This window comes from Microbacterium meiriae (assembly GCF_040702565.1).
GTDB classification, from domain to species: domain Bacteria; phylum Actinomycetota; class Actinomycetes; order Actinomycetales; family Microbacteriaceae; genus Microbacterium; species Microbacterium meiriae.
The window spans coordinates 1,370,979-1,389,483 of record NZ_JBFBLJ010000001.1 but is presented as its reverse complement, the minus strand read 5'-3'; the positions used below and the strand labels follow the sequence as shown (position 1 = coordinate 1,389,483).

Genomic DNA, 18,505 nt, shown 5'->3' with positions numbered 1-18,505 from the left:
ACTTGATCGGTGCCCATCGTCCCCGTTGCTTCCCCAGGAAAACTCAGTGTCCGCGGCGCCCGCGTACACAATCTCAAGAACGTCGACATCGACATCCCCCGCGACTCGCTGGTGGTCTTCACCGGCCTCTCCGGATCGGGGAAGTCCAGCCTCGCCTTCGACACGATCTTCGCCGAGGGGCAGCGCCGGTACGTCGAGTCGTTGAGCGCCTACGCCCGGCAGTTCCTCGGCCAGGTCGACCGGCCGGACGTCGACTTCATCGAGGGGCTGAGCCCGGCGGTGTCGATCGATCAGAAGTCGACGAACCGCAACCCGCGGTCGACGGTCGGCACCATCACCGAGATCTACGACTACATGCGCCTGCTCTGGGCGCGTATCGGCGTGCCGCACTGCCCGGTCTGCGGCGAGAAGATCCAGCGCCAGACGGTGCAGCAGATCGCCGACCAGCTCATGGAGCTTCCGGAGCGCACCCGGTACCAGGTCGTGGCGCCGATCGTCTCGCAGAAGAAGGGCGAGTTCGTCGACCTCTTCCGCGAGCTGGGGGCGAAGGGCTACTCGCGCGCGATCGTCGACGGCGAGCTCATCCAGCTGGCCGAGCCGCCGACGCTCAAGAAGAGCTACAAGCACGACATCGCCGTGGTCGTCGACCGTCTCGTCGCCTCGCCGGACATCCTCGGGCGCGTCACCGACTCCGTGGAGACCGCCCTCGGGCTCGCCGGCGGCGTCGTGCAGATCAATTACGTGGACGGCGAGGGCGACGACGCGTGGCAGACCTTCTCGGAGAAGCTGGCGTGCCCCAACGGACACGCGCTCACCCTCACCGAGATCGAGCCGCGCACGTTCTCCTTCAACGCGCCGTTCGGCGCCTGCCCCGCATGCTCGGGCCTCGGCACGCGCATGTCCGTCGACGTGGACCTGATGCTCGGTGACGAGGACCTCTCGATCCGCGAAGGCGTCATCATCCCCTGGACCACCCAGGGCAAGGGGCTCTTCCAGTACTACGAGCGGCTGCTCGAGGGACTCTCGCGAGACCTCGACTTCTCCCTCGACACCCCGTGGCGGGACCTGCACTCCGACGTCAAGGAAGCGGTGCTGCGCGGAGAGAACTACAAGGTCACCGTCAAGTGGAAGAACCGCTACGGCCGTGAGATGAGGTACGCGTCCGGCTTCGAGGGCGTGGTGCCCTACATCGAGCGCCAGTACCTGCAGGCCGAATCCGACACGCAGCGCAGCCGGTGGGGCGAGTACCTCCGCGAGGTTCCGTGTCCGGTGTGCAACGGCGACCGCCTGAAGCCCGAGGTGCTGGCCGTGCAGGTGCACGGTCACTCCATCGCCGAGGTCTCGCACCTCAGTCTCGCGGACGCCCGGGCGTTCATGGAGAAGCTGCAGCTCACCGAGCGCGAAGCCAAGATCGCCGCCCAGGTGCTCCGTGAGATCCGCCTGCGTCTCGACTTCCTCCTCCAGGTGGGGCTGTCGTACCTCAACCTGAGCCGCTCCGCAGGCTCCCTGTCGGGTGGTGAGGCGCAGCGCATCCGGCTCGCGACGCAGATCGGCTCCGGCCTGACCGGGGTGCTCTACGTGCTGGACGAGCCCTCCATCGGCCTTCATCAGCGCGACAACCGTCGACTCATCGAGACACTGCTCACGCTGCGCGACCTGGGGAACACCCTGATCGTCGTCGAGCACGACGAGGAGACGATCGAGGCGGCGGACTGGGTGGTCGACATCGGTCCGGGCGCCGGCGTGAACGGCGGCGCCGTGGTCCACTCCGGGCCCTACTCCGCGCTGCTCGCCGACACCGACTCCATGACCGGCGACTACCTCTCCGGCCGTCGGGAGATCCCGATGCCGGCGAAGCGCCGGAAGATCGACAAGAAGCGCATGCTGAGCGTCGTGGGCGCACGCGCCAACAACCTCCGCAACGTCACGGCCGACTTCCCGCTCGGCGTGCTCACGGCGGTCACGGGCGTCAGCGGATCCGGGAAGTCGTCCCTCGTGAACGACATCCTGTACCAGGTGCTCGCCTCGCGACTCAACGGGGCGCGGACGGTGCCGGGCAAGCACACGCGCGTGACCGGGCTCGACAACCTCGACAAGGTCGTGCACGTCGACCAGGCGCCGATCGGCCGCACCCCGCGATCTAACCCGGCGACCTACACCGGCGTCTTCGATCGCATCCGCACGCTCTTCAGCGAGACGCCCGAGGCGAAGGTCCGCGGCTACCAGCCCGGGCGCTTCAGCTTCAACGTCAAGGGCGGACGCTGTGAGGCCTGCTCCGGTGACGGCACGATCAAGATCGAGATGAACTTCCTCCCGGACGTGTACGTGGACTGCGAGGTGTGTCACGGCAAGAGGTACAACCGCGACACCCTTGCTGTGCACTACAAGGGCAAGAACATCGCCGAGGTGCTGGAGATGCCGATCGAGGAGGCGGCCGAGTTCTTCGAGCCGATCCAGGCCATCCACCGCTACATGAAGACCCTGGTCGATGTGGGGCTGGGATATGTCCGCCTCGGGCAGTCGGCGACCACGCTCTCCGGCGGTGAGGCGCAGCGCGTGAAGCTCGCGACCGAGCTCCAGCGCCGCAGCAACGGTCGGAGCATCTACGTGCTCGACGAGCCGACGACGGGTCTGCACTTCGAAGACGTGCGCAAGCTCCTCGAGGTGCTGAACGGTCTGGTCGACAAGGGCAACACGGTCATCGTGATCGAGCACAACCTCGACGTGATCAAGTCGGCCGACTGGGTGATCGACCTCGGTCCCGAGGGCGGCTCCGGCGGCGGCACGATCCTCGCCACCGGCACGCCGGAGCAGATCGCGCGGGTCGAGGAGAGCCACACCGGCCAGTTCCTCGCCGAGATCCTGGGTGAGGGGCGCTCTGCGCGGAAGGCCAGCTGATGGCCGACGTCCTGCCGTACAAACCCCGGGCCGGCGAGATACCGACCGACCCGGGGGTGTACCGGTTCCGTGACGCCAACGGTCGCGTGCTGTACGTCGGCAAGGCGAAGAACCTCCGTCAGCGGCTGTCGAACTACTTCGCTCCGCTGCGGACGCTGCACGAGCGCACGCGCCGGATGGTGACGACCGCGGCGTCGGTGGAGTGGACGGTCGTGCCCACGGACGTCGACTCGCTGCAGCTCGAGTACATGTGGATCAAGGAGTTCGATCCGCCGTTCAACGTCAAGTACCGGGACGACAAGTCGTACCCGTTCATGGCCGTGACGATGGGGGACGAGGCGCCGCGCGTGCTCGTGACCCGGAACCGGAAGATCCCCGGCGCCCGCTACTTCGGCCCGTACCCGAAGGTCTGGGCGGTGCACGAGACCATCGACCTGATGATCAAGGCGTTCCCGATCCGCACGTGCAGCGACGCGAGCTACAAGCGGGCGATGCAGACGGGACGCCCGTGCTTCCCGGGGCAGATCGGCAAGTGCGGCGGGCCGTGTTCGATGACGGTGTCGATCGAGGAGCACCGGGCCATGGTCGACGACTTCGTCGCCTTCATGGCGGGTGGCGACGAGCGGTTCACCCGGGAACTCACCCAGCGCATGCTCGCCGCGTCGGCCGCCATGGACTACGAGGCGGCGGCGAAGTACCGCGACAAGCTCTCGGCGATCGAGGCCGTGCTCGGCAAGAGCGCTCTCGTGCTGCCCGCGGACGAGGACGCGGACCTGTTCGGTATCGCCGAGGACGAACTCGCGGCCGCCGTGCAGCATTTCGTCATCCGCGGAGGTCGTGTCCGCGGCGTGCGTGCTCTGACGATCGAGAAGGAGATCGACATCACGGGCGGAGAGCTCGTGGAGCAGGTTCTCCAGCAGGCGTACGGGGAAGCTCAGGACGTGCCGCGTCGCATCCTGGTGCCCGTGCTCCCCGACGATGCGTCCGAGCTCGAGGTGTGGCTGCGGGAACGCCGAGGCCGGAAGGTCGAGATCGCGGTGGCGCATCGTGGTCAGCGTGCTGATCTCATGCGCACGGCCACGCTGAACGCCCAGCAGGCGCTGATCCGGCACAAGACCCGGCGTACCAGCGACTACGTCGCCCGTACCCAGGCGCTCACCGATCTGCAGGAGGCGCTGGGTATGGAGGAGGCGCCGCTCCGGATCGAGTGCTTCGACATCTCGCACCTCGGCGGCACGAATGTCGTGGCGTCCATGGTCGTGTTCGAAGATGGTCTTCCGCGGAAGGACCAGTACCGCACCTTCAACATCGCGGAGACGACCGACGACACCGACTCCATGTACCAGGTGCTGCGTCGTCGGCTCGCCTACCTCGACCGCCCGGAGGAGCAGGAGACCGTCGATCCCACCACCGACGAGGTGGTCGCGGAAGACGTCGGCGAGGCGGGGGTGCGCCGCAAGCCTCGCTTCGCCTATCCGCCGCAGCTGCTGCTCGTGGACGGCGGGCAGCCCCAGGTCGAGGCCGCCGCTCGGGCCCTCCGCGACGCCGGGCACACCGAGATCGCCGTGTGCGGCATCGCCAAGCGCCTGGAGGAGATCTGGCTCCCCGGCGACGACTTCCCCGTCATCCTTCCGCGGACCAGCGAATCGCTCTACCTGCTTCAGCGGCTTCGTGACGAGGCCCACCGCTTCGCCATCGTTCATCAGCGGAAGAAGCGCAAGAAGGACATCACGACGGTGCTCGCCGAGGTCCCCGGTCTCGGGGCCTCACGGATCAAGGTCCTCCTCAAGCACTTCGGCTCGGTCACCGCGCTGCGCGCCGCCGAACCCCACCAGATCCAGGAGGTCCAGGGGATCGGCCCGGTGCTGGCTCAGAACATCCATACGCACCTGTCCACTCGCTAGGCTGGGAGGCCGAGGGGGAGAAGGAGCAGTGAGTCATGTCTGACGGGGAGAAGGGCGAGTTCCTCATCGTCACCGGGATGTCCGGCGCCGGTCGCACCACGGTCGCGAACGCGCTGGAGGACCTCGGCTGGTACGTCGTGGACAACCTGCCGCCGCAGATCCTCCGACCGCTGCTCGACCTCACCGGCATGGGCGGGGATTCACTGCCGAAGGTCGCCGCGGTCGTCGATGTCCGCGGTCGCAACCTCTTCGACGACTTCCCCGGCGTGGCGCGAGTGCTGCGCACCCGTGGATCGATCCGCGTGCTCTTCCTCGACGCCTCCGACGACGTGCTCGTCCGACGCTTCGAGGCGGTGCGTCGTCCGCACCCCCTGCAGGGCGACGGGACGCTTCTCGACGGCATCCGCATCGAGCGCACCCGGCTGGCGCCGATCCGCGAGGCGGCAGACCTCGTGATCGACACGACGGCGTTGAACATCCACCAGCTGGCGACGAAGGTGTCCGACATCTTCTCGGAGGAGGGCGAGGCCCGGCACCGCGTCACGCTTCTCAGCTTCGGGTTCAAATACGGGCTTCCCACCGATGTGGACGTCGTGGCGGACATGCGCTTCCTGCCGAATCCGTACTGGAATGAAGACCTGCGCGGTCTCACCGGACAGGATGAGACGGTGCGGGAGTACGTGCTCTCCCGCGACGGCGCGGAGGAGTTCCTCGACGCCTACGCGAAGGCTCTCGTGCCGGTCCTCGAGGGGTATCAGCGCGAGAACAAGAGCCACTCCACGATCGCCATCGGGTGCACGGGCGGCAAGCACCGTTCGGTCGCCATGTCCGAGGAGCTCGCCCGCCGACTGGCGGGAATCCCGGGCGTCGCGGTCAACGTCCGCCACCGTGACCTCGGCAGGGAATAGGCCCCCGACCGAGTAAGCTGGAGGTTTGCGTCGCGACCCGGCGCGTGAACGTGAAGGAGTCTCGTGGCACTAACCACCGACGTCAAGGCTGAGCTCGTCAGCATCCGCAACGCACCCCCCACGGTGCGCGTCGCTGAGGTGACGGCCATCCTCCGGTTCGCCGGTGGCCTGCACTCCATCGCCGGCCGGGTGGCGGTGGAGGCGGAGGTGGATGCCGAGACCCTCGCCCGTCGTGTGGCCCGAGACCTCGCCGAGATCTACGGCGTCCGTCCGGAGATCGCCCAGGTGCAGTCGAGCACCGCCAACGACGGCGCCCGGTGGGCCGTCCGCGTCATCGCGCAGGGGGAGACGCTGGCCCGCCAGACGGGGCTTCTCGACCAGCGACGCCGCCCGGTCCGCGGGCTCCCGAACCGCCTCACCACGGGTTCCCGCGCCGAGGTCGCCGGACTCTGGCGCGGTGCCTTCCTCGCCGCCGGCTCGCTCAGCGAGCCGGGCCGCTCCGCCATGCTCGAGGTCGCCTGCCCGTCGTCCGAGGCGGCCATGGCACTCGTGGGCGCGGCCCACCGCCTCGGTGTCGCCGCGAAGGCGCGTGAGGTCCGAGGGCTTCCTCGCGTCGTCGTGCGCGAGGGGGAGGCCATCCGCACCATCCTCAGCGAGATGGGTGCCCAGCGCACCGCTCTCGCGTGGGAGGAGCTGCGGCAGCGCCGTGAGGTGCGCGCCGGTGTGAACCGTCTCGTCAACTTCGATGACGCGAACCTCCGCCGTTCCGCGCAGGCCGCCGTGGCGGCATGCGCCCGGGTCGAGCGCGCCCTCGAGATCCTGGCGGATGAGGTGCCCGATCACCTCCGCGTGGCCGGCGAGCTCCGCCTCGCGCACCGCGACGCCAGCCTCGACGAGCTCGGCCACCACGCCGACCCTCCGCTCACGAAGGACGCCGTGGCCGGCCGCATCCGCCGCCTGCTGGCGATGGCCGACAAGCGCGCGCAGCAGGAGGGCATCCCGGGGACCGAGGCCGCCGTCCCCGCGGGGCTCGACGTCTGACCCGGCTGCCACCGTCTCCCGGACGGCGTGTCAACCCCCGGAAGGATCCGGACACCCGGTGCGTTGTCGTCAGTAGGATGAAAGTCGTCCGCTCTCCGTCGCACATCGGCGACGCGGAGCATCGGCAAGCGCCGCGGCGCGGCGCGGATTGGATGAATGCGATATGGCAACCTACACGCTCCCCGACCTTCCCTACGACTTCGCCGCTCTCGAGCCGCACATCAGCGGCAAGATCATGGAGCTGCATCACGACAAGCACCACGCGACCTACGTCGCGGGCGCCAACACGGCCCTGGAGCAGCTCGCCGAGGCCCGCGAGAGCGGCAACCTCGCGAACGTGAACAAGCTCGAGAAGGACCTCGCCTTCAACCTCGGCGGGCACGTCAACCACTCGATCTTCTGGACCAACCTCTCGCCGAACGGCGGCGGCCAGCCCGAGGGTGAGCTCAAGGCCGCCATCGACGAGTACTTCGGCTCCTTCGAGAAGTTCCAGGCGCACTTCACCGCCGCCGCCACCGGCATCCAGGGTTCCGGCTGGGCAGTGCTGAGCTGGGACTCGATCGGCTCGCGCCTGATCATCCAGCAGCTGTTCGACCAGCAGTCGAACACCGCGCAGGGCACCATCCCGCTGTTCCAGCTGGACATGTGGGAGCACGCCTTCTACCTCGACTACCTCAACGTGAAGGCCGACTACGTCAAGGCCGCGTGGAACATCGCCAACTGGGAGAACGTCGCCCAGCGCCTCGAGGTCGCCCGTCAGCAGACGAACGGCCTGCTGGTACTGTCGTAATCGGGTCGCGTCCCGGCGGGCCCACGGCTCGTCGGGGCGCCATCTCAGCCAAAAAACCCGCGCATGGCGCACGCTCGACGGCGGCGCTCGGCGCATGAGAAACAGGGAGACCTGAGTGTCTGTCAAGATCGGTATCAACGGCTTCGGCCGCATCGGACGCAACTACTTCCGCGCAGCTCTCGCGCAGGGAGCAGACCTTGAGATCGTCGCGGTCAACGACCTCACCGACAACAAGACCCTGGCGCACCTGCTGAAGTACGACTCGGTCAGCGGCGTCCTCGACGCCGAGATCACGTACGACGACGACAGCATCACCGTCGACGGCAAGGAGATCAAGGCTTTCGCAGAGCGCGACCCCGCCAACCTCCCGTGGGGCGAGCTGGGCGTGGACATCGTCATCGAGTCGACCGGCTTCTTCACCAACGCCGACGCCGCGCGCAAGCACATCGACGCCGGTGCGAAGAAGGTCCTCATCTCGGCTCCGGCCACTGGTGACGACCGCACCATCGTCATGGGCGTGAACGAGGAGACGTACAACCCGGAGACGGACCACATCATCTCCAACGCCTCCTGCACCACGAACTGCCTCGCGCCGCTGGCCAAGGTGTTCAACGACGCCTTCGGCATCGACCGCGGCTTCATGATGACGGCGCACGCGTACACCGCGGACCAGAACCTGCAGGACGGCCCGCACAAGGACCTCCGCCGCGCCCGCGCCGCCGCGATCAACATCACGCCGGCCTCGACGGGGGCTGCGAAGGCCATCGGCCTCGTGCTGCCCGAGCTGAACGGCAAGCTCAGCGGCTCGTCCTACCGCGTGCCGGTCCCCACGGGCTCGATCGTCGACCTGACGCTCATCACGGACCGCGAGAACCTGACGGTGGACGAGGTCAACGAGGCCTACAAGAAGGCCGCGGCCGAGGGTCGTCTGGCCGGGTACCTGCAGTACAACGAGGACCCGATCGTGTCGAGCGACATCGTGCACAACCCGCACTCGTCGATCTTCGACTCCACGCTCACCAACGTCAGCGGCAACCTGATCAAGGTGTCGAGCTGGTACGACAACGAGTGGGGCTACTCCAACCGTCTCGTCGACCTGACCGAGTACGTCGCCGAGCGCATCTGAGCTCCGACACATGACTCTGCGCACCCTGGACTCACTGGGTTCGCTCGAGGGCAAGCGCGTCATCGTCCGTTGTGATCTGAACGTCCCCCTGCGGGACGGGATCATCACGGACGATGGCCGTGTCCGCGCCTCGCTGCCGACCCTGAAGACCCTCATCGACGCGGGCGCCCGCGTCGTCGTCTGCTCGCACCTGGGACGCCCCGACGGCGCACCCGATCCGCAGTTCAGCCTGGAGCCGGTCGCGCAGCGACTGTCCGAGATGCTCGGCGCACCGGTCGCCTTCGCGGGCGACACGGTCGGCGAAGCCGCGAAGGACGCCGTGGCGTCCCTCGAGAACGGCCAGGTCGTCGTGATCGAGAACCTCCGTTTCAACCCGGGGGAGACCTCGAAGGACGAGGCCGAGCGTGGTGCCTTCGCGGCCCAGCTCGCGGAGCTGGGCGACGTGCTCGTGTCCGACGGCTTCGGCGTCGTGCACCGCAAGCAGGCGAGCGTCTACGACCTCGCGAAGCTGCTGCCCTCGGCGGCCGGCCTCCTGATCGCGACCGAGCTCGACGTGCTCGACCGCTTGACGGAGAATCCGGAGCGGCCGTACGCGGTGGTGCTCGGCGGGTCCAAGGTGAGCGACAAGCTCGGAGTCATCTCGCACCTGCTCCCGCGGGTCGACCGCATCCTGGTCGGCGGCGGCATGCTCTTCACCTTCCTGAAGGCGCAGGGGCATGCCGTCGCGTCGAGCCTCCTCGAGGAGGACCAGCTCGAGACCGTGCGCGGATACATCGCCGAGGCGGCCGAGCGCGGCGTGGAGCTCGTGCTCCCCACCGACGTGGTCGTCGCCGCGTCCTTCGGTGCCGACGCGGACCACGAGGTGGCCCCCGCGGACGCGATCGAGGAGACGGCGTTCGGTTCGTCGGGCATCGGCCTCGACATCGGGCCGGACACCGCGGCGCGCTTCGCCGAGGTCATCCGCGGATCGAAGACCGTGTTCTGGAACGGCCCGATGGGCGTGTTCGAGTTCCCGGCCTTCGCCGCAGGGACGAAGGCGGTCGCGCAGGCGCTGACCGAGGTCGACGGCCTCAGCGTGGTCGGTGGCGGCGACTCCGCCGCAGCCGTCCGTCAGCTCGGATTCACCGACGACCAGTTCGGGCACATCTCGACCGGCGGCGGCGCGAGCCTCGAATTCCTCGAGGGCAAGAAACTACCTGGGCTGGAGGTCCTCGGATGGGCGTGAGCTCCCGTACCCCGCTGATCGCGGGCAACTGGAAGATGAACCTGGATCACCTGCAGGCGGTGGCGTTCGTGCAGAAGCTGCACTGGACGCTGAAGGACGCCAAGCACGAGGACGGATCCGTGGAGGTGGCGGTCTTCCCGCCCTTCACCGACATCCGCAGCGTGCAGACGCTGATCGACGCGGACAAGATCCCGTTCGCGTTCGGTGCGCAGGACGTCTCGGCGCACGACTCCGGGGCGTACACCGGCGAGATCTCCGGCGCGTTCCTGGCGAAGCTCGACGCGAAGTACGTCATCATCGGGCACTCCGAGCGTCGCGAGTACCACGCCGAGTCCGACGAGATCGTGGCCGGCAAGGTGAAGGCTGCTCTCAAGCACGGCCTCTCCCCGGTGATCTGCGTCGGCGAGACGGCGGAGGACCTGGAGAAGTTCGGCGCCAGCGCGGTTCCGGCCGGACAGCTCGAGGCCGCGCTGCAGGGCGTCTCGCCCTCGGCCGACATCGTCGTCGCGTATGAGCCGGTCTGGGCCATCGGGTCGGGTCAGGCGGCCACGCCGCAGCAGGCGCAGGATGTGTGCGCCGCACTCCGCGGCGTGATCGCGAAGGTCCTCGGCGACGAGGCGGCTGCGCGCACCCGCATCCTGTACGGCGGCTCCGTCAAGGCGGCGAACATCGCCAGCTTCATGCGCGAGCCCGACGTGGACGGCGCTCTGGTCGGCGGCGCGAGCCTCGTCGTCGACGAGTTCGCGGCGATCATCCGTTTCGAGAAGCACGTCGGCGTGTGAGTGCGGCGGGGCTCCGGCCCCGCTGCACCGTATACTTGACCGTTACGGGGGCGCTCCGGCCCCAGCGAAAGGCTCTTTCCGTGGCAATTCTCGAGTTCGTCCTGCAGGTCGTGCTGGGCATCACCAGCGTCCTGCTGACTCTCCTCATCCTCTTGCACAAGGGTCGCGGTGGCGGCCTGTCCGACATGTTCGGCGGCGGCATGACCACTGCGGTCGGCTCCTCCGGTCTCGCGGAGCGGAACCTGAACCGCTTCACCGTCGTCCTGGCGCTCACGTGGTTCATCGCCATCGTGGCGCTCGGCCTCATCACGAAGTTCGAGGTGATCTGATGGCTACCGGTGGAAACGCGATCCGCGGTACCCGTGTCGGTTCCGGTCCCATGGGGGAGCAGGACCACGGCTATCACGCCGACCGCATCGCGGTGTCGTACTGGGACGGCCTCGGCAACGAGACGGTGCGCTACTTCGCCGCCGGCCTCCCCGAGGAGGAGATCCCGGAGATCATCGACCACCCGCAGTCGGGTCTCCCGGCCGGGCGCGACAAGGAGAACCCTCCCGCCGTCGCGAAGGCCGAGCCGTACAAGACGCACCTCGCTTACGTGAAGGAGCGCCGGACGGACGAAGAGGCCGTCCAGCTCCTGGAGGACGCCCTCACTCAGCTGCGCGAGCGTCGGGGTCAGTGACCGCCGACTGAGCGAGAGGAGAAGCCGCCGTGATGATCACGGCGGCTTCTTCCGTCTCAGCGGCAGCCGGCCGCGGCGTCGATGTAGTTCTGCGGGGGATACCCGTAGGCCCATACGCCGTTGGCGTCGTCCGTGAAGCCCATGCTGATGGCCCAGGCCGTCGCCCACTTCTCGATGCTGTCCTGCGTGGACGAGTCGTACATGTCCTGACACTTCACGCTGATCGCATGACCCACCTCGTGGGCGACGAGTGCCCTGCTGCGCTCTGCGGGCCACTGCTCCGCGACCGAGTTCGACAGCTCGATGACCGCGCGTCCCGGCTCGTCCCACCACCAGGTGGTGTAGCCGCCCATGCTGCCGTTGTACCCGGCGCCGTTGACGACGGGTGCCCAGTCGAACTCCAACAGGACGCCGGGCGCGAGCGAGCGGGCGAAGGCCTCGATCTCGAGCCGGGCGTTCCGCAGTGGGCCCGCCTTCTCCGCGAGCTCCGCGTCCTCGGCCGCGACGACATCGGTGGCCGCCTTCTGCAGGGCGACGTAGGCGGCCGCAGCCGCGTCGTCGACCTCAGTGACGGCGAGAGCATCCGCGGCGGCTCCGCGCAGAGCGATCACGGCGGCGTTGCGGGTCGACGGATGCGCGCTCTCGAAGGCGCCGGCGGCCTCGGCCGCGGTGGTGAGCACGGCCACGCCGTTCGTCCGGACCGCGTCCACGCTCGCGGCGGCGGACGTGGAGGCGCTGTCCATCGACTCGGCGACGTCGCGCAGGATGCTCTGGTCCTCGGCGAGACGGCTCGTCGCGGCGAAGAGGTCCCAGAACCAGCCGGGTTTCGTCTCGTCGGCCGGGAGCGGCGTCGCGAGGACGTCCTCGGCCTCGCCGCCCGTGGTCTCGCCCTCCGCCACGGCGGAGTCCAGGGCCGCCCAGAGGTCCTCGGGAACGGCGAGGGCGGGCGCGCCGGTGTCGATGATGACATGCCCGGCGTCCGTCGCCGCGATCAGATCGGCGGTCCGCTGTCGGAGTTCCGTCTGCTGGGCGGTCACCGATCGGGTGGCGTCCTCGACCCCGCTGGCGGCCTCGTCGTATCCCTGGTTCGCCACGAGTTGCGTGATGCCGAGACCGGTCAACACCACGACCGTGCCGATGGCGCCGGCGAGGATGCCCTTCAGCCTTCGCCGGTCGCGCGGCGGCCGGGGGACGCCGGACGCGGAGGAGAGGACGGGCGGGAGACGATGCCCACCCGGAGCCGGCCCCGTGGCGGTCGCGGCAACCGACGGCGGAGGGGCGGTCACGAGGCGCTCATCTCGGCAGGCCTTCCGGTCGGGAGCTGATCCTGTCAGCGTATTCGACCGAGGTGACGACGTGGAGGGGGTGACGGGAATCGAACCCGCGCAATCAGTTTGGAAGACTGAGACTCTACCATTGAGCTACACCCCCGGAACCGGAGTCCGGACTCCATCGATCATAGCGGACGGTCGGGCGTGCTCCTGTCCGTTAGACTCGATGGGGCTGAATCTGCGTGCGGATTCCCCGGGGCGTAGCTCAGCTTGGTAGAGCGCCCGCTTTGGGAGCGGGAGGTCGCAGGTTCAACTCCTGTCGCCCCGACTCGACCCCACGACCTTCCAGCCGCGTTCTGCGCGGAAACCACAAGGAGAACACACCAGCATGGCGAACAGCACCGTCGAGAAGCTGACCCCGACCCGGGTCAAGCTCACCATCACGGTCACCCCGGACGACCTCAAGCCGAGCATCACGCACGCCTACGAGCACATCGCGCAGGACGTCCAGATCCCCGGCTTCCGCAAGGGCAAGGTGCCGGCTCCGATCATCGACCAGCGCATCGGCCGCGGCGCCGTCATCGAGCACGCCGTCAACGAGGGCCTGGACAAGTTCTTCCGCGAGGCGACCGCCGAGCACAAGCTCCGCATCGTCGGTCGTCCGTCGGCCGAGATCACGCAGTGGCCCAACGAGAAGGACTTCTCGGGCGACCTGCTCGTCGACGTCGAGGTCGACGTGCGCCCGGAGATCGAGCTCCCCGACTACGCGGGCATCACCCTCGAGGTCGACGCCGTGGAGGCCGACGAGGCCGCCCTCGACGCCGAGCTGGAGAACATGCGCGCCCGCTTCGGCACGCTCATCCCCGTCGACCGCCCCGCAGCCAAGGGCGACTTCGTCGAGCTGGACCTCGTCGCGACGATCGACGGCAGCGAGATCGACCGCGCCGAGGGCGTCTCCTACGAGATCGGCTCCGGCGAGCTCCTCGAGGGCATCGACGACGCGATCGAGTCGCTCACCGCCGGTGAGGACACCACCTTCCGCTCCGCCCTCGTCGGTGGCGACCACGCCGGCAAGGAGGCGGAGGTCTCCGTCACCGTCAAGGCCGTCAAGGAGCGCGAGCTTCCCGAGGCCGACGACGAGTTCGCGCAGATCGCGAGCGAGTTCGACACCATCGCGGAGCTGCGCGACAGCCTGCGCGAGCGCGTCGAGCAGCAGGGCGTCTTCACGCAGGGCTCTGCCGCGCGCGACAAGCTCGTCGAGACGCTGCTCGAGCAGATCGAGATCCCGGTCCCGCCGCAGCTCATCGAGGACGAGGTGCACAACCACCTCGAGGGCGAGGGTCGTCTCGAGGACGACGTGCACCGCGCCGAGGTGACCGAGGCCAGCGAGAAGCAGTTCCGCACGCAGGTGCTGCTCGACACGATCGCCGAGCAGGCCGACGTGCAGGTCTCGCAGGAGGAGCTCTCGCAGTACCTCATCCAGTCCGCCGCGCAGTACGGCATGGCGCCGCAGGAGTTCGTCGAGGCGCTGCAGTCCTCGAACCAGCTCCCCGCTCTGGTCGGCGAGGTCGCCCGGAACAAGGCGCTCGCGATCGCGCTGGGCAAGGTCAAGGTCGTGGACACCAACGGCAAGGCCGTCGACCTCTCCGACTTCGTCGTGACCGACGACGAGGCCGAGTCCGAGGACGAGAAGCCCGCCGAGGCCGAGGAGAAGCCGGCCGCGAAGAAGAAGGCTCCGGCCAAGAAGGCGGCCGCCAAGAAGGATGCCGACGCGGACGAGAAGCCCGCCGCGGAGAAGAAGCCTGCCGCCAAGAAGCCGGCGGCGAAGAAGGCTCCGGCCAAGAAGGACGCCGACACCGCCGAGTGATCGGCACGGTCGAGTGAAGAGGGCGGGTGCTGCGGCATCCGCCCTCTTTCTCATCGAGGGAAGGATGACGGGATGACGAGCTGGGACGACCGCATCGAGCAGGTGTGGGCGGAGGCCTCCGGAGAGGAGGTCGGCGACGAGACGATCGCCCGCATCGATGCCCTCGCCGCCGAACGGGGTGCGGACGACGCCAGGGCCGAGTTCGAGCGCGCCGGAGCTCGCGATTCCGCCGGCCGCCCGGCGGAGGCCGTGGAGCTGTACCGCCGCGCCCTGGCGCTCGGCCTCGACGAGGAGCATCGCCCGCAGTGCGTGATCCAGCTCGCGAGCTCGCTGCGCAACCTGGGGGACTACGACGAGGCGCTGCGAGTTATCCGCGCCGAGGAGGATCTCGCGGCGGACGGCCCGTGTCGCGACGCGGTCGCAGTGGTGCACGCCCTCATCCTCGCGAGTGCCGGCCGGCCCGCGCAGGGCCTGTCGGTGGCCATCCTCGCCCTCGTCCCGCACCTGCCGCGCTACCACCGGTCGATGACGGCGTACGCGCACGAGATCGCCGGCAGCGACACCTGATATGCCGACGGCGAACACGACCTAGGGGCTGTGCGCGCGCCGGTAGATTCGAATCACTGAAACACGGAAGCAGGAGCTGACATGGCTGAACCCCTCGTCGCGACAAGCGTCTTCGACAGGTTGCTGAAGGACCGCATCATCTGGCTCGGCTCGGAGGTGCGAGACGACAACGCCAACGAGATCTGCGCGAAGATCCTCCTTCTCGCCGCCGAAGACTCCGAGAAGGACATCTACCTCTACATCAACTCGCCCGGCGGCTCGATCACCGCGGGCATGGCGATCTACGACACGATGCAGTTCGTGCCGAACGACATCGTCACGGTCGGCATCGGCATGGCCGCGTCCATGGGCCAGCTGCTGCTGACGAGCGGCACCAAGGGCAAGCGCTACATCACGCCGAACGCCCGCGTGCTGCTGCACCAGCCGCACGGCGGCTTCGGCGGCACCGCGAGCGACATCCAGACCCAGGCGCAGCTCATCCTGTCGATGAAGAAGCGCCTCGCCGAGATCACCGCGTCGCAGACCGGCAAGCCCGTCGAGCAGATCAACGCCGACGGCGACCGCGACCGCTGGTTCACGGCGGAGGAGGCCCTCGAGTACGGCTTCGTCGACCACATCCGCGAGCACGCCAGCGACGTCACCGGCGGCGGCGGCACGGGCGTCGAGTAAGGATTCGAGAGGACACCATGTACACACCCACGTTCCAGTCCGCCGGAAACCTGCCCTCCAGCCGCTATGTGCTGCCGCAGTTCGAAGAGCGCACCGCCTACGGCTTCAAGCGCCAGGACCCGTACAACAAGCTGTTCGAAGACCGCGTGATCTTCCTCGGCGTGCAGGTCGACGACGCGTCGGCCGACGACGTCATGGCGCAGCTCCTCGTCCTGGAGAGCCAGGACTCCGAGCGCGACATCACCATGTACATCAATTCGCCCGGTGGCTCCTTCACCGCGATGACGGCGATCTACGACACGATGCAGTACGTCGCGCCGCAGATCCAGACCGTCGTGCTCGGCCAGGCGGCCTCGGCCGCCTCCGTGCTGCTCGCGGCGGGCGCTCCCGGCAAGCGTCTCGCGCTGCCGAACGCCCGCGTGCTGATGCACCAGCCCGCGATGGGGGAGGCCGGACACGGTCAGGCCTCCGACATCGAGATCCAGGCGGCGGAGATCCTCCGCATGCGTACCTGGCTCGAGGAGACCATGGCCCGTCACACCGGCAAGCCGGTCGAGCAGGTCAACCGCGACATCGATCGCGACAAGATCCTCTCGGCCAACGAGGCGCTGGAGTACGGCATCGTCGACCAGGTGCTCACCTCGCGCAAGCGCGCGTAGTCCGCACCCGCAGAAGAGGACGCCCGTCGGTCGACGGGCGTCCTCTTCGCGTCTCCCGCGGATGCGCGCGGGAGGATGGCGCAGATGCGCATATGAGCAGATGGGTGCGCGAACGCTGAATCCGGCCTACCCTGGAGGAGGAAGGAGGACACCGTGGAAGAAGATCTGCTCATGGTCCGGGTCGCCGAGCTGTACTACGACGAGGACAAGACGCAGGACGAGATCGGTGGTCTCCTGAAGATCTCCCGGTGGAAGGTCGGGCGCCTCCTCACGCAGGCGCGGCAGCGCGGCATCGTCCGCATCGAGATCGTCCACCCGCGCGCCCGTCGGCTCGGCCTCGAGCGCGAGCTCGTGGAGCGCTTCGGCCTCACCGATGCCGTGGTCGTCCCCTCACCCGAGGGCGACGAGGGCACTCTGGAGCGCGTCGCCCAGGCGGCCGCCGACTTCCTGACCGCCCTCCGCCCTGTTCCGCGCACCCTCGGGGTGAGCTGGGGCAAGACGCTCCGCGCCGTGGCCGAGGCCCTGCCCGACGGCTGGGCGAACGGCGTCACCGTCGTGCAGCTCAACGGCGGCGTCAGCCTCAACCGGCGCTCGGGCGGGGCCGCGGGACTCGCGGTGACCATCGCCCAGCGTGCCTCCGGCCAGGTCTCGCTGCTGCCGAGCCCCGCGATCCTGGAGCACGTCGAGACGAAGCAGGCCATCGAAGGGGACCGCACCGTCGCGGCCGTGTTGGAGGAGGCCGCGGACGCCCAGGCGTTCCTCTTCACCGCCGGACCTTGCGATGCGACCTCCGCCCACGTCGAGAACGGCTATCTCACCGCCGACGATGTGGAGGAGCTCGCGCGCCGCGGCGCCGTCGGCGACGTCCTCGGGCGCTATGTCGACGCCGAGGGCAACATCGTCGACCCGCGGCTGGACGCCCGTACGGTCGGCGTCTCGCTCGACCGCCTGCGCGGCGCCGCGCGGGCCATCTTCGTGACGGCGGGCCCCGCCAAGCACGACATCGCGCGCACGGTCGTGACCAGCGGCCTGTGCGGGGTCCTGGTGACCGATGAGACCACAGCACGAGCATTGTTGGAGGAACAGTGACGACGACAGAACTCAGCCGCAGGACGGCGGTGGACGTCCTCGGTGGTGAGCCGGACGACGCGACCCTCCGTCGCTTCCTGCACGGCCTCCCCGGCGTGGACGCCGTCGGGCTGGAGCAGCGCGCTGCCGGCCTCGGCACCCGCTCCATCAAGACGACGTCGAAGGCGTGGGCGCTGGACACGATCATCAAGCTGATCGACCTGACCACCCTGGAGGGTGCGGACACTCCCGGCAAGGTACGGTCCCTCGTCGCCAAGGCGAAGAACCCCGACGCCGCTGACCCCTCGACGCCCCGCGTCGCCGCGGTCTGCTTCTACGGTGACATGGTCGCCGGCGCGGTCGAGGCCCTCGGCAGCCTGCACGGCGACCCCGACGACGGCCTCATCTCGGTCGCCGCCGTGGCCACCGCCTTCCCGAGCGGCCGGTCCTCCCTCGCGATCAAGCTCGCCGACACCGCGGAGGCGGTCGCGGCCGGTGCGGACGAGATCGACATGGTCATCGACCGGGGCGCGTTCCTGTCCGGCCGCTACGGGCTGGTGTTCGACCAGATCGCCCAGGTCAAGGAGGCGTGCCGCCGCGAGGACGGCTCGTACGCCTCGCTCAAGGTGATCCTCGAGACCGGCGAGCTGAACACGTACGACAACATCAAGCGCGCCTCCTGGCTCGGCATCCTCGCCGGCGGCGACTTCATCAAGACCTCGACGGGCAAGGTGCAGCCGGCGGCGACGCTGCCGACCACGCTGCTGATGCTGGAGACGGTGCGCGACTGGTACCGCGGCACGGGGGAGCGCATCGGCGTGAAGCCCGCGGGCGGCATCCGCTCGTCCAAGGACGCGGTCAAGTACCTGGTGACCGTCGCCGAGACCGTGGGGGAGGAGTGGCTCCAGCCGCACCTGTTCCGCTTCGGCGCCTCGAGCCTGCTCAACGACGTGCTCCTGCAGCGTCAGAAGCTCGCCACCGGCCACTACTCCGGCCCCGACTACGTCACGATCGACTGACTTCTTCGGCCGGTCCCTGAGCCGGTCGA

The 18,505-nt window shown here is 68.8% G+C and carries 17 protein-coding genes and 2 tRNA genes; 17 read left to right on the top strand and 2 right to left on the bottom strand.

Annotated elements, in window-relative coordinates:
• The first annotated feature begins 9 nt into the window (after window positions 1-9).
• From uvrA to AB0310_RS06680, 10 genes are all read left to right on the top strand, one after another.
• Entirely contained in the window at window positions 10-2,898 is a 2,889-nt protein-coding gene (gene uvrA / locus AB0310_RS06725) for an excinuclease ABC subunit UvrA (RefSeq protein WP_187661747.1), read from the top strand.
• Window positions 2,898-4,802, top strand: a complete 1,905-nt coding sequence (gene uvrC, locus AB0310_RS06720) for an excinuclease ABC subunit UvrC (protein ID WP_187661746.1) — start codon at window positions 2,898-2,900, stop codon at window positions 4,800-4,802. The genes uvrA and uvrC overlap by 1 nt, the downstream gene beginning before the upstream one ends.
• A gap of 35 nt (window positions 4,803-4,837) precedes the next feature.
• Window positions 4,838-5,710 carry an RNase adapter RapZ gene (gene rapZ, locus AB0310_RS06715; protein ID WP_187661745.1) on the top strand — a complete coding sequence of 291 codons (873 nt, stop codon included), beginning with the start codon at window positions 4,838-4,840 and terminating at the stop codon, window positions 5,708-5,710.
• A gap of 63 nt (window positions 5,711-5,773) precedes the next feature.
• Complete coding sequence (gene whiA, locus AB0310_RS06710) at window positions 5,774-6,751, top strand: DNA-binding protein WhiA (RefSeq protein WP_187661744.1); 978 nt, start codon at window positions 5,774-5,776, stop codon at window positions 6,749-6,751.
• A gap of 163 nt (window positions 6,752-6,914) precedes the next feature.
• The gene (locus AB0310_RS06705; protein WP_025105027.1) at window positions 6,915-7,541 is read left to right on the top strand and encodes a superoxide dismutase; all 627 of its coding nucleotides are present in this window, start codon (window positions 6,915-6,917) and stop codon (window positions 7,539-7,541) included.
• Window positions 7,542-7,656: 115 nt separating this feature from the next.
• Complete coding sequence (gene gap, locus AB0310_RS06700) at window positions 7,657-8,667, top strand: type I glyceraldehyde-3-phosphate dehydrogenase (RefSeq protein ID WP_025105026.1); 1,011 nt, start codon at window positions 7,657-7,659, stop codon at window positions 8,665-8,667.
• Between the two features lie 10 nt (window positions 8,668-8,677).
• Window positions 8,678-9,892, top strand: coding sequence for a phosphoglycerate kinase (locus AB0310_RS06695; protein ID WP_366236845.1), 1,215 nt, complete (start codon window positions 8,678-8,680; stop codon window positions 9,890-9,892).
• Window positions 9,883-10,674: a triose-phosphate isomerase gene (gene tpiA, locus AB0310_RS06690; RefSeq protein WP_025105024.1), complete on the top strand. Its 792-nt coding sequence runs from the start codon at window positions 9,883-9,885 to the stop codon at window positions 10,672-10,674. Before AB0310_RS06695 ends, tpiA begins: the two co-directional genes overlap by 10 nt.
• Window positions 10,675-10,754: 80 nt before the next feature.
• Window positions 10,755-11,003: a preprotein translocase subunit SecG gene (gene secG / locus AB0310_RS06685; RefSeq protein WP_025105023.1), complete on the top strand. Its 249-nt coding sequence runs from the start codon at window positions 10,755-10,757 to the stop codon at window positions 11,001-11,003.
• Window positions 11,003-11,356, top strand: coding sequence for an RNA polymerase-binding protein RbpA (locus AB0310_RS06680; protein ID WP_025105022.1), 354 nt, complete (start codon window positions 11,003-11,005; stop codon window positions 11,354-11,356). The genes secG and AB0310_RS06680 overlap by 1 nt, the downstream gene beginning before the upstream one ends.
• A 56-nt stretch (window positions 11,357-11,412) precedes the next feature.
• On the opposite strand, the gene AB0310_RS06675 is transcribed toward AB0310_RS06680, so the two are convergent.
• Complete coding sequence (locus AB0310_RS06675; protein WP_366236844.1) at window positions 11,413-12,642, bottom strand: hypothetical protein; 1,230 nt, start codon at window positions 12,640-12,642, stop codon at window positions 11,413-11,415.
• Window positions 12,643-12,713: 71 nt separating this feature from the next.
• Window positions 12,714-12,787: transfer RNA gene (locus tag AB0310_RS06670), tRNA-Gly, on the bottom strand.
• A 94-nt stretch (window positions 12,788-12,881) separates the two neighbouring features.
• On the opposite strand from AB0310_RS06670, the gene AB0310_RS06665 reads away from it, so the two are divergent.
• The 7 genes from AB0310_RS06665 to deoC all read left to right on the top strand — a co-directional run bounded on the left by AB0310_RS06665 (window position 12,882) and on the right by deoC (window position 18,476).
• Window positions 12,882-12,955, top strand: a tRNA-Pro gene (locus AB0310_RS06665).
• A 60-nt stretch (window positions 12,956-13,015) separates the two neighbouring features.
• Window positions 13,016-14,494: a trigger factor gene (gene tig, locus AB0310_RS06660; protein ID WP_366236843.1), complete on the top strand. Its 1,479-nt coding sequence runs from the start codon at window positions 13,016-13,018 to the stop codon at window positions 14,492-14,494.
• 72 nt (window positions 14,495-14,566) lie between these two features.
• Window positions 14,567-15,061, top strand: a complete 495-nt coding sequence (locus AB0310_RS06655) for a tetratricopeptide repeat protein (RefSeq protein ID WP_366236842.1) — start codon at window positions 14,567-14,569, stop codon at window positions 15,059-15,061.
• Between the two features lie 81 nt (window positions 15,062-15,142).
• A complete protein-coding gene (locus AB0310_RS06650; RefSeq protein ID WP_025105018.1) occupies window positions 15,143-15,730 on the top strand; it encodes an ATP-dependent Clp protease proteolytic subunit in 588 nt (195 codons plus the stop codon).
• Window positions 15,731-15,747: 17 nt separating this feature from the next.
• Window positions 15,748-16,389 (top strand): ATP-dependent Clp protease proteolytic subunit, encoded by a 642-nt coding sequence (locus AB0310_RS06645; protein ID WP_025105017.1) that lies wholly within the window; start codon window positions 15,748-15,750, stop codon window positions 16,387-16,389.
• A 153-nt stretch (window positions 16,390-16,542) separates the two neighbouring features.
• On the top strand, window positions 16,543-17,478 hold the full coding sequence (locus AB0310_RS06640) for a sugar-binding transcriptional regulator (RefSeq protein ID WP_366236841.1): 936 nt from the start codon (window positions 16,543-16,545) through the stop codon (window positions 17,476-17,478).
• Window positions 17,475-18,476, top strand: a complete 1,002-nt coding sequence (gene deoC, locus AB0310_RS06635; RefSeq protein WP_366236840.1) for a deoxyribose-phosphate aldolase — start codon at window positions 17,475-17,477, stop codon at window positions 18,474-18,476. Before AB0310_RS06640 ends, deoC begins: the two co-directional genes overlap by 4 nt.
• The last annotated feature ends 29 nt before the right edge of the window (window positions 18,477-18,505 follow it).

Coding starts and splice junctions, on each gene's coding strand:
- uvrC (WP_187661746.1), top strand. CDS start 2,898: ATGGCCGACGTCCTGCCGTACAAACCCCGGGCCGGCGAGATACCGACC.
- rapZ (WP_187661745.1), top strand. CDS start 4,838: ATGTCTGACGGGGAGAAGGGCGAGTTCCTCATCGTCACCGGGATGTCC.
- AB0310_RS06705 (WP_025105027.1), top strand. CDS start 6,915: ATGGCAACCTACACGCTCCCCGACCTTCCCTACGACTTCGCCGCTCTC.
- AB0310_RS06695 (WP_366236845.1), top strand. CDS start 8,678: ATGACTCTGCGCACCCTGGACTCACTGGGTTCGCTCGAGGGCAAGCGC.
- tpiA (WP_025105024.1), top strand. CDS start 9,883: ATGGGCGTGAGCTCCCGTACCCCGCTGATCGCGGGCAACTGGAAGATG.
- AB0310_RS06680 (WP_025105022.1), top strand. CDS start 11,003: ATGGCTACCGGTGGAAACGCGATCCGCGGTACCCGTGTCGGTTCCGGT.
- tig (WP_366236843.1), top strand. CDS start 13,016: ATGGCGAACAGCACCGTCGAGAAGCTGACCCCGACCCGGGTCAAGCTC.
- AB0310_RS06655 (WP_366236842.1), top strand. CDS start 14,567: ATGACGAGCTGGGACGACCGCATCGAGCAGGTGTGGGCGGAGGCCTCC.
- AB0310_RS06650 (WP_025105018.1), top strand. CDS start 15,143: ATGGCTGAACCCCTCGTCGCGACAAGCGTCTTCGACAGGTTGCTGAAG.
- AB0310_RS06645 (WP_025105017.1), top strand. CDS start 15,748: ATGTACACACCCACGTTCCAGTCCGCCGGAAACCTGCCCTCCAGCCGC.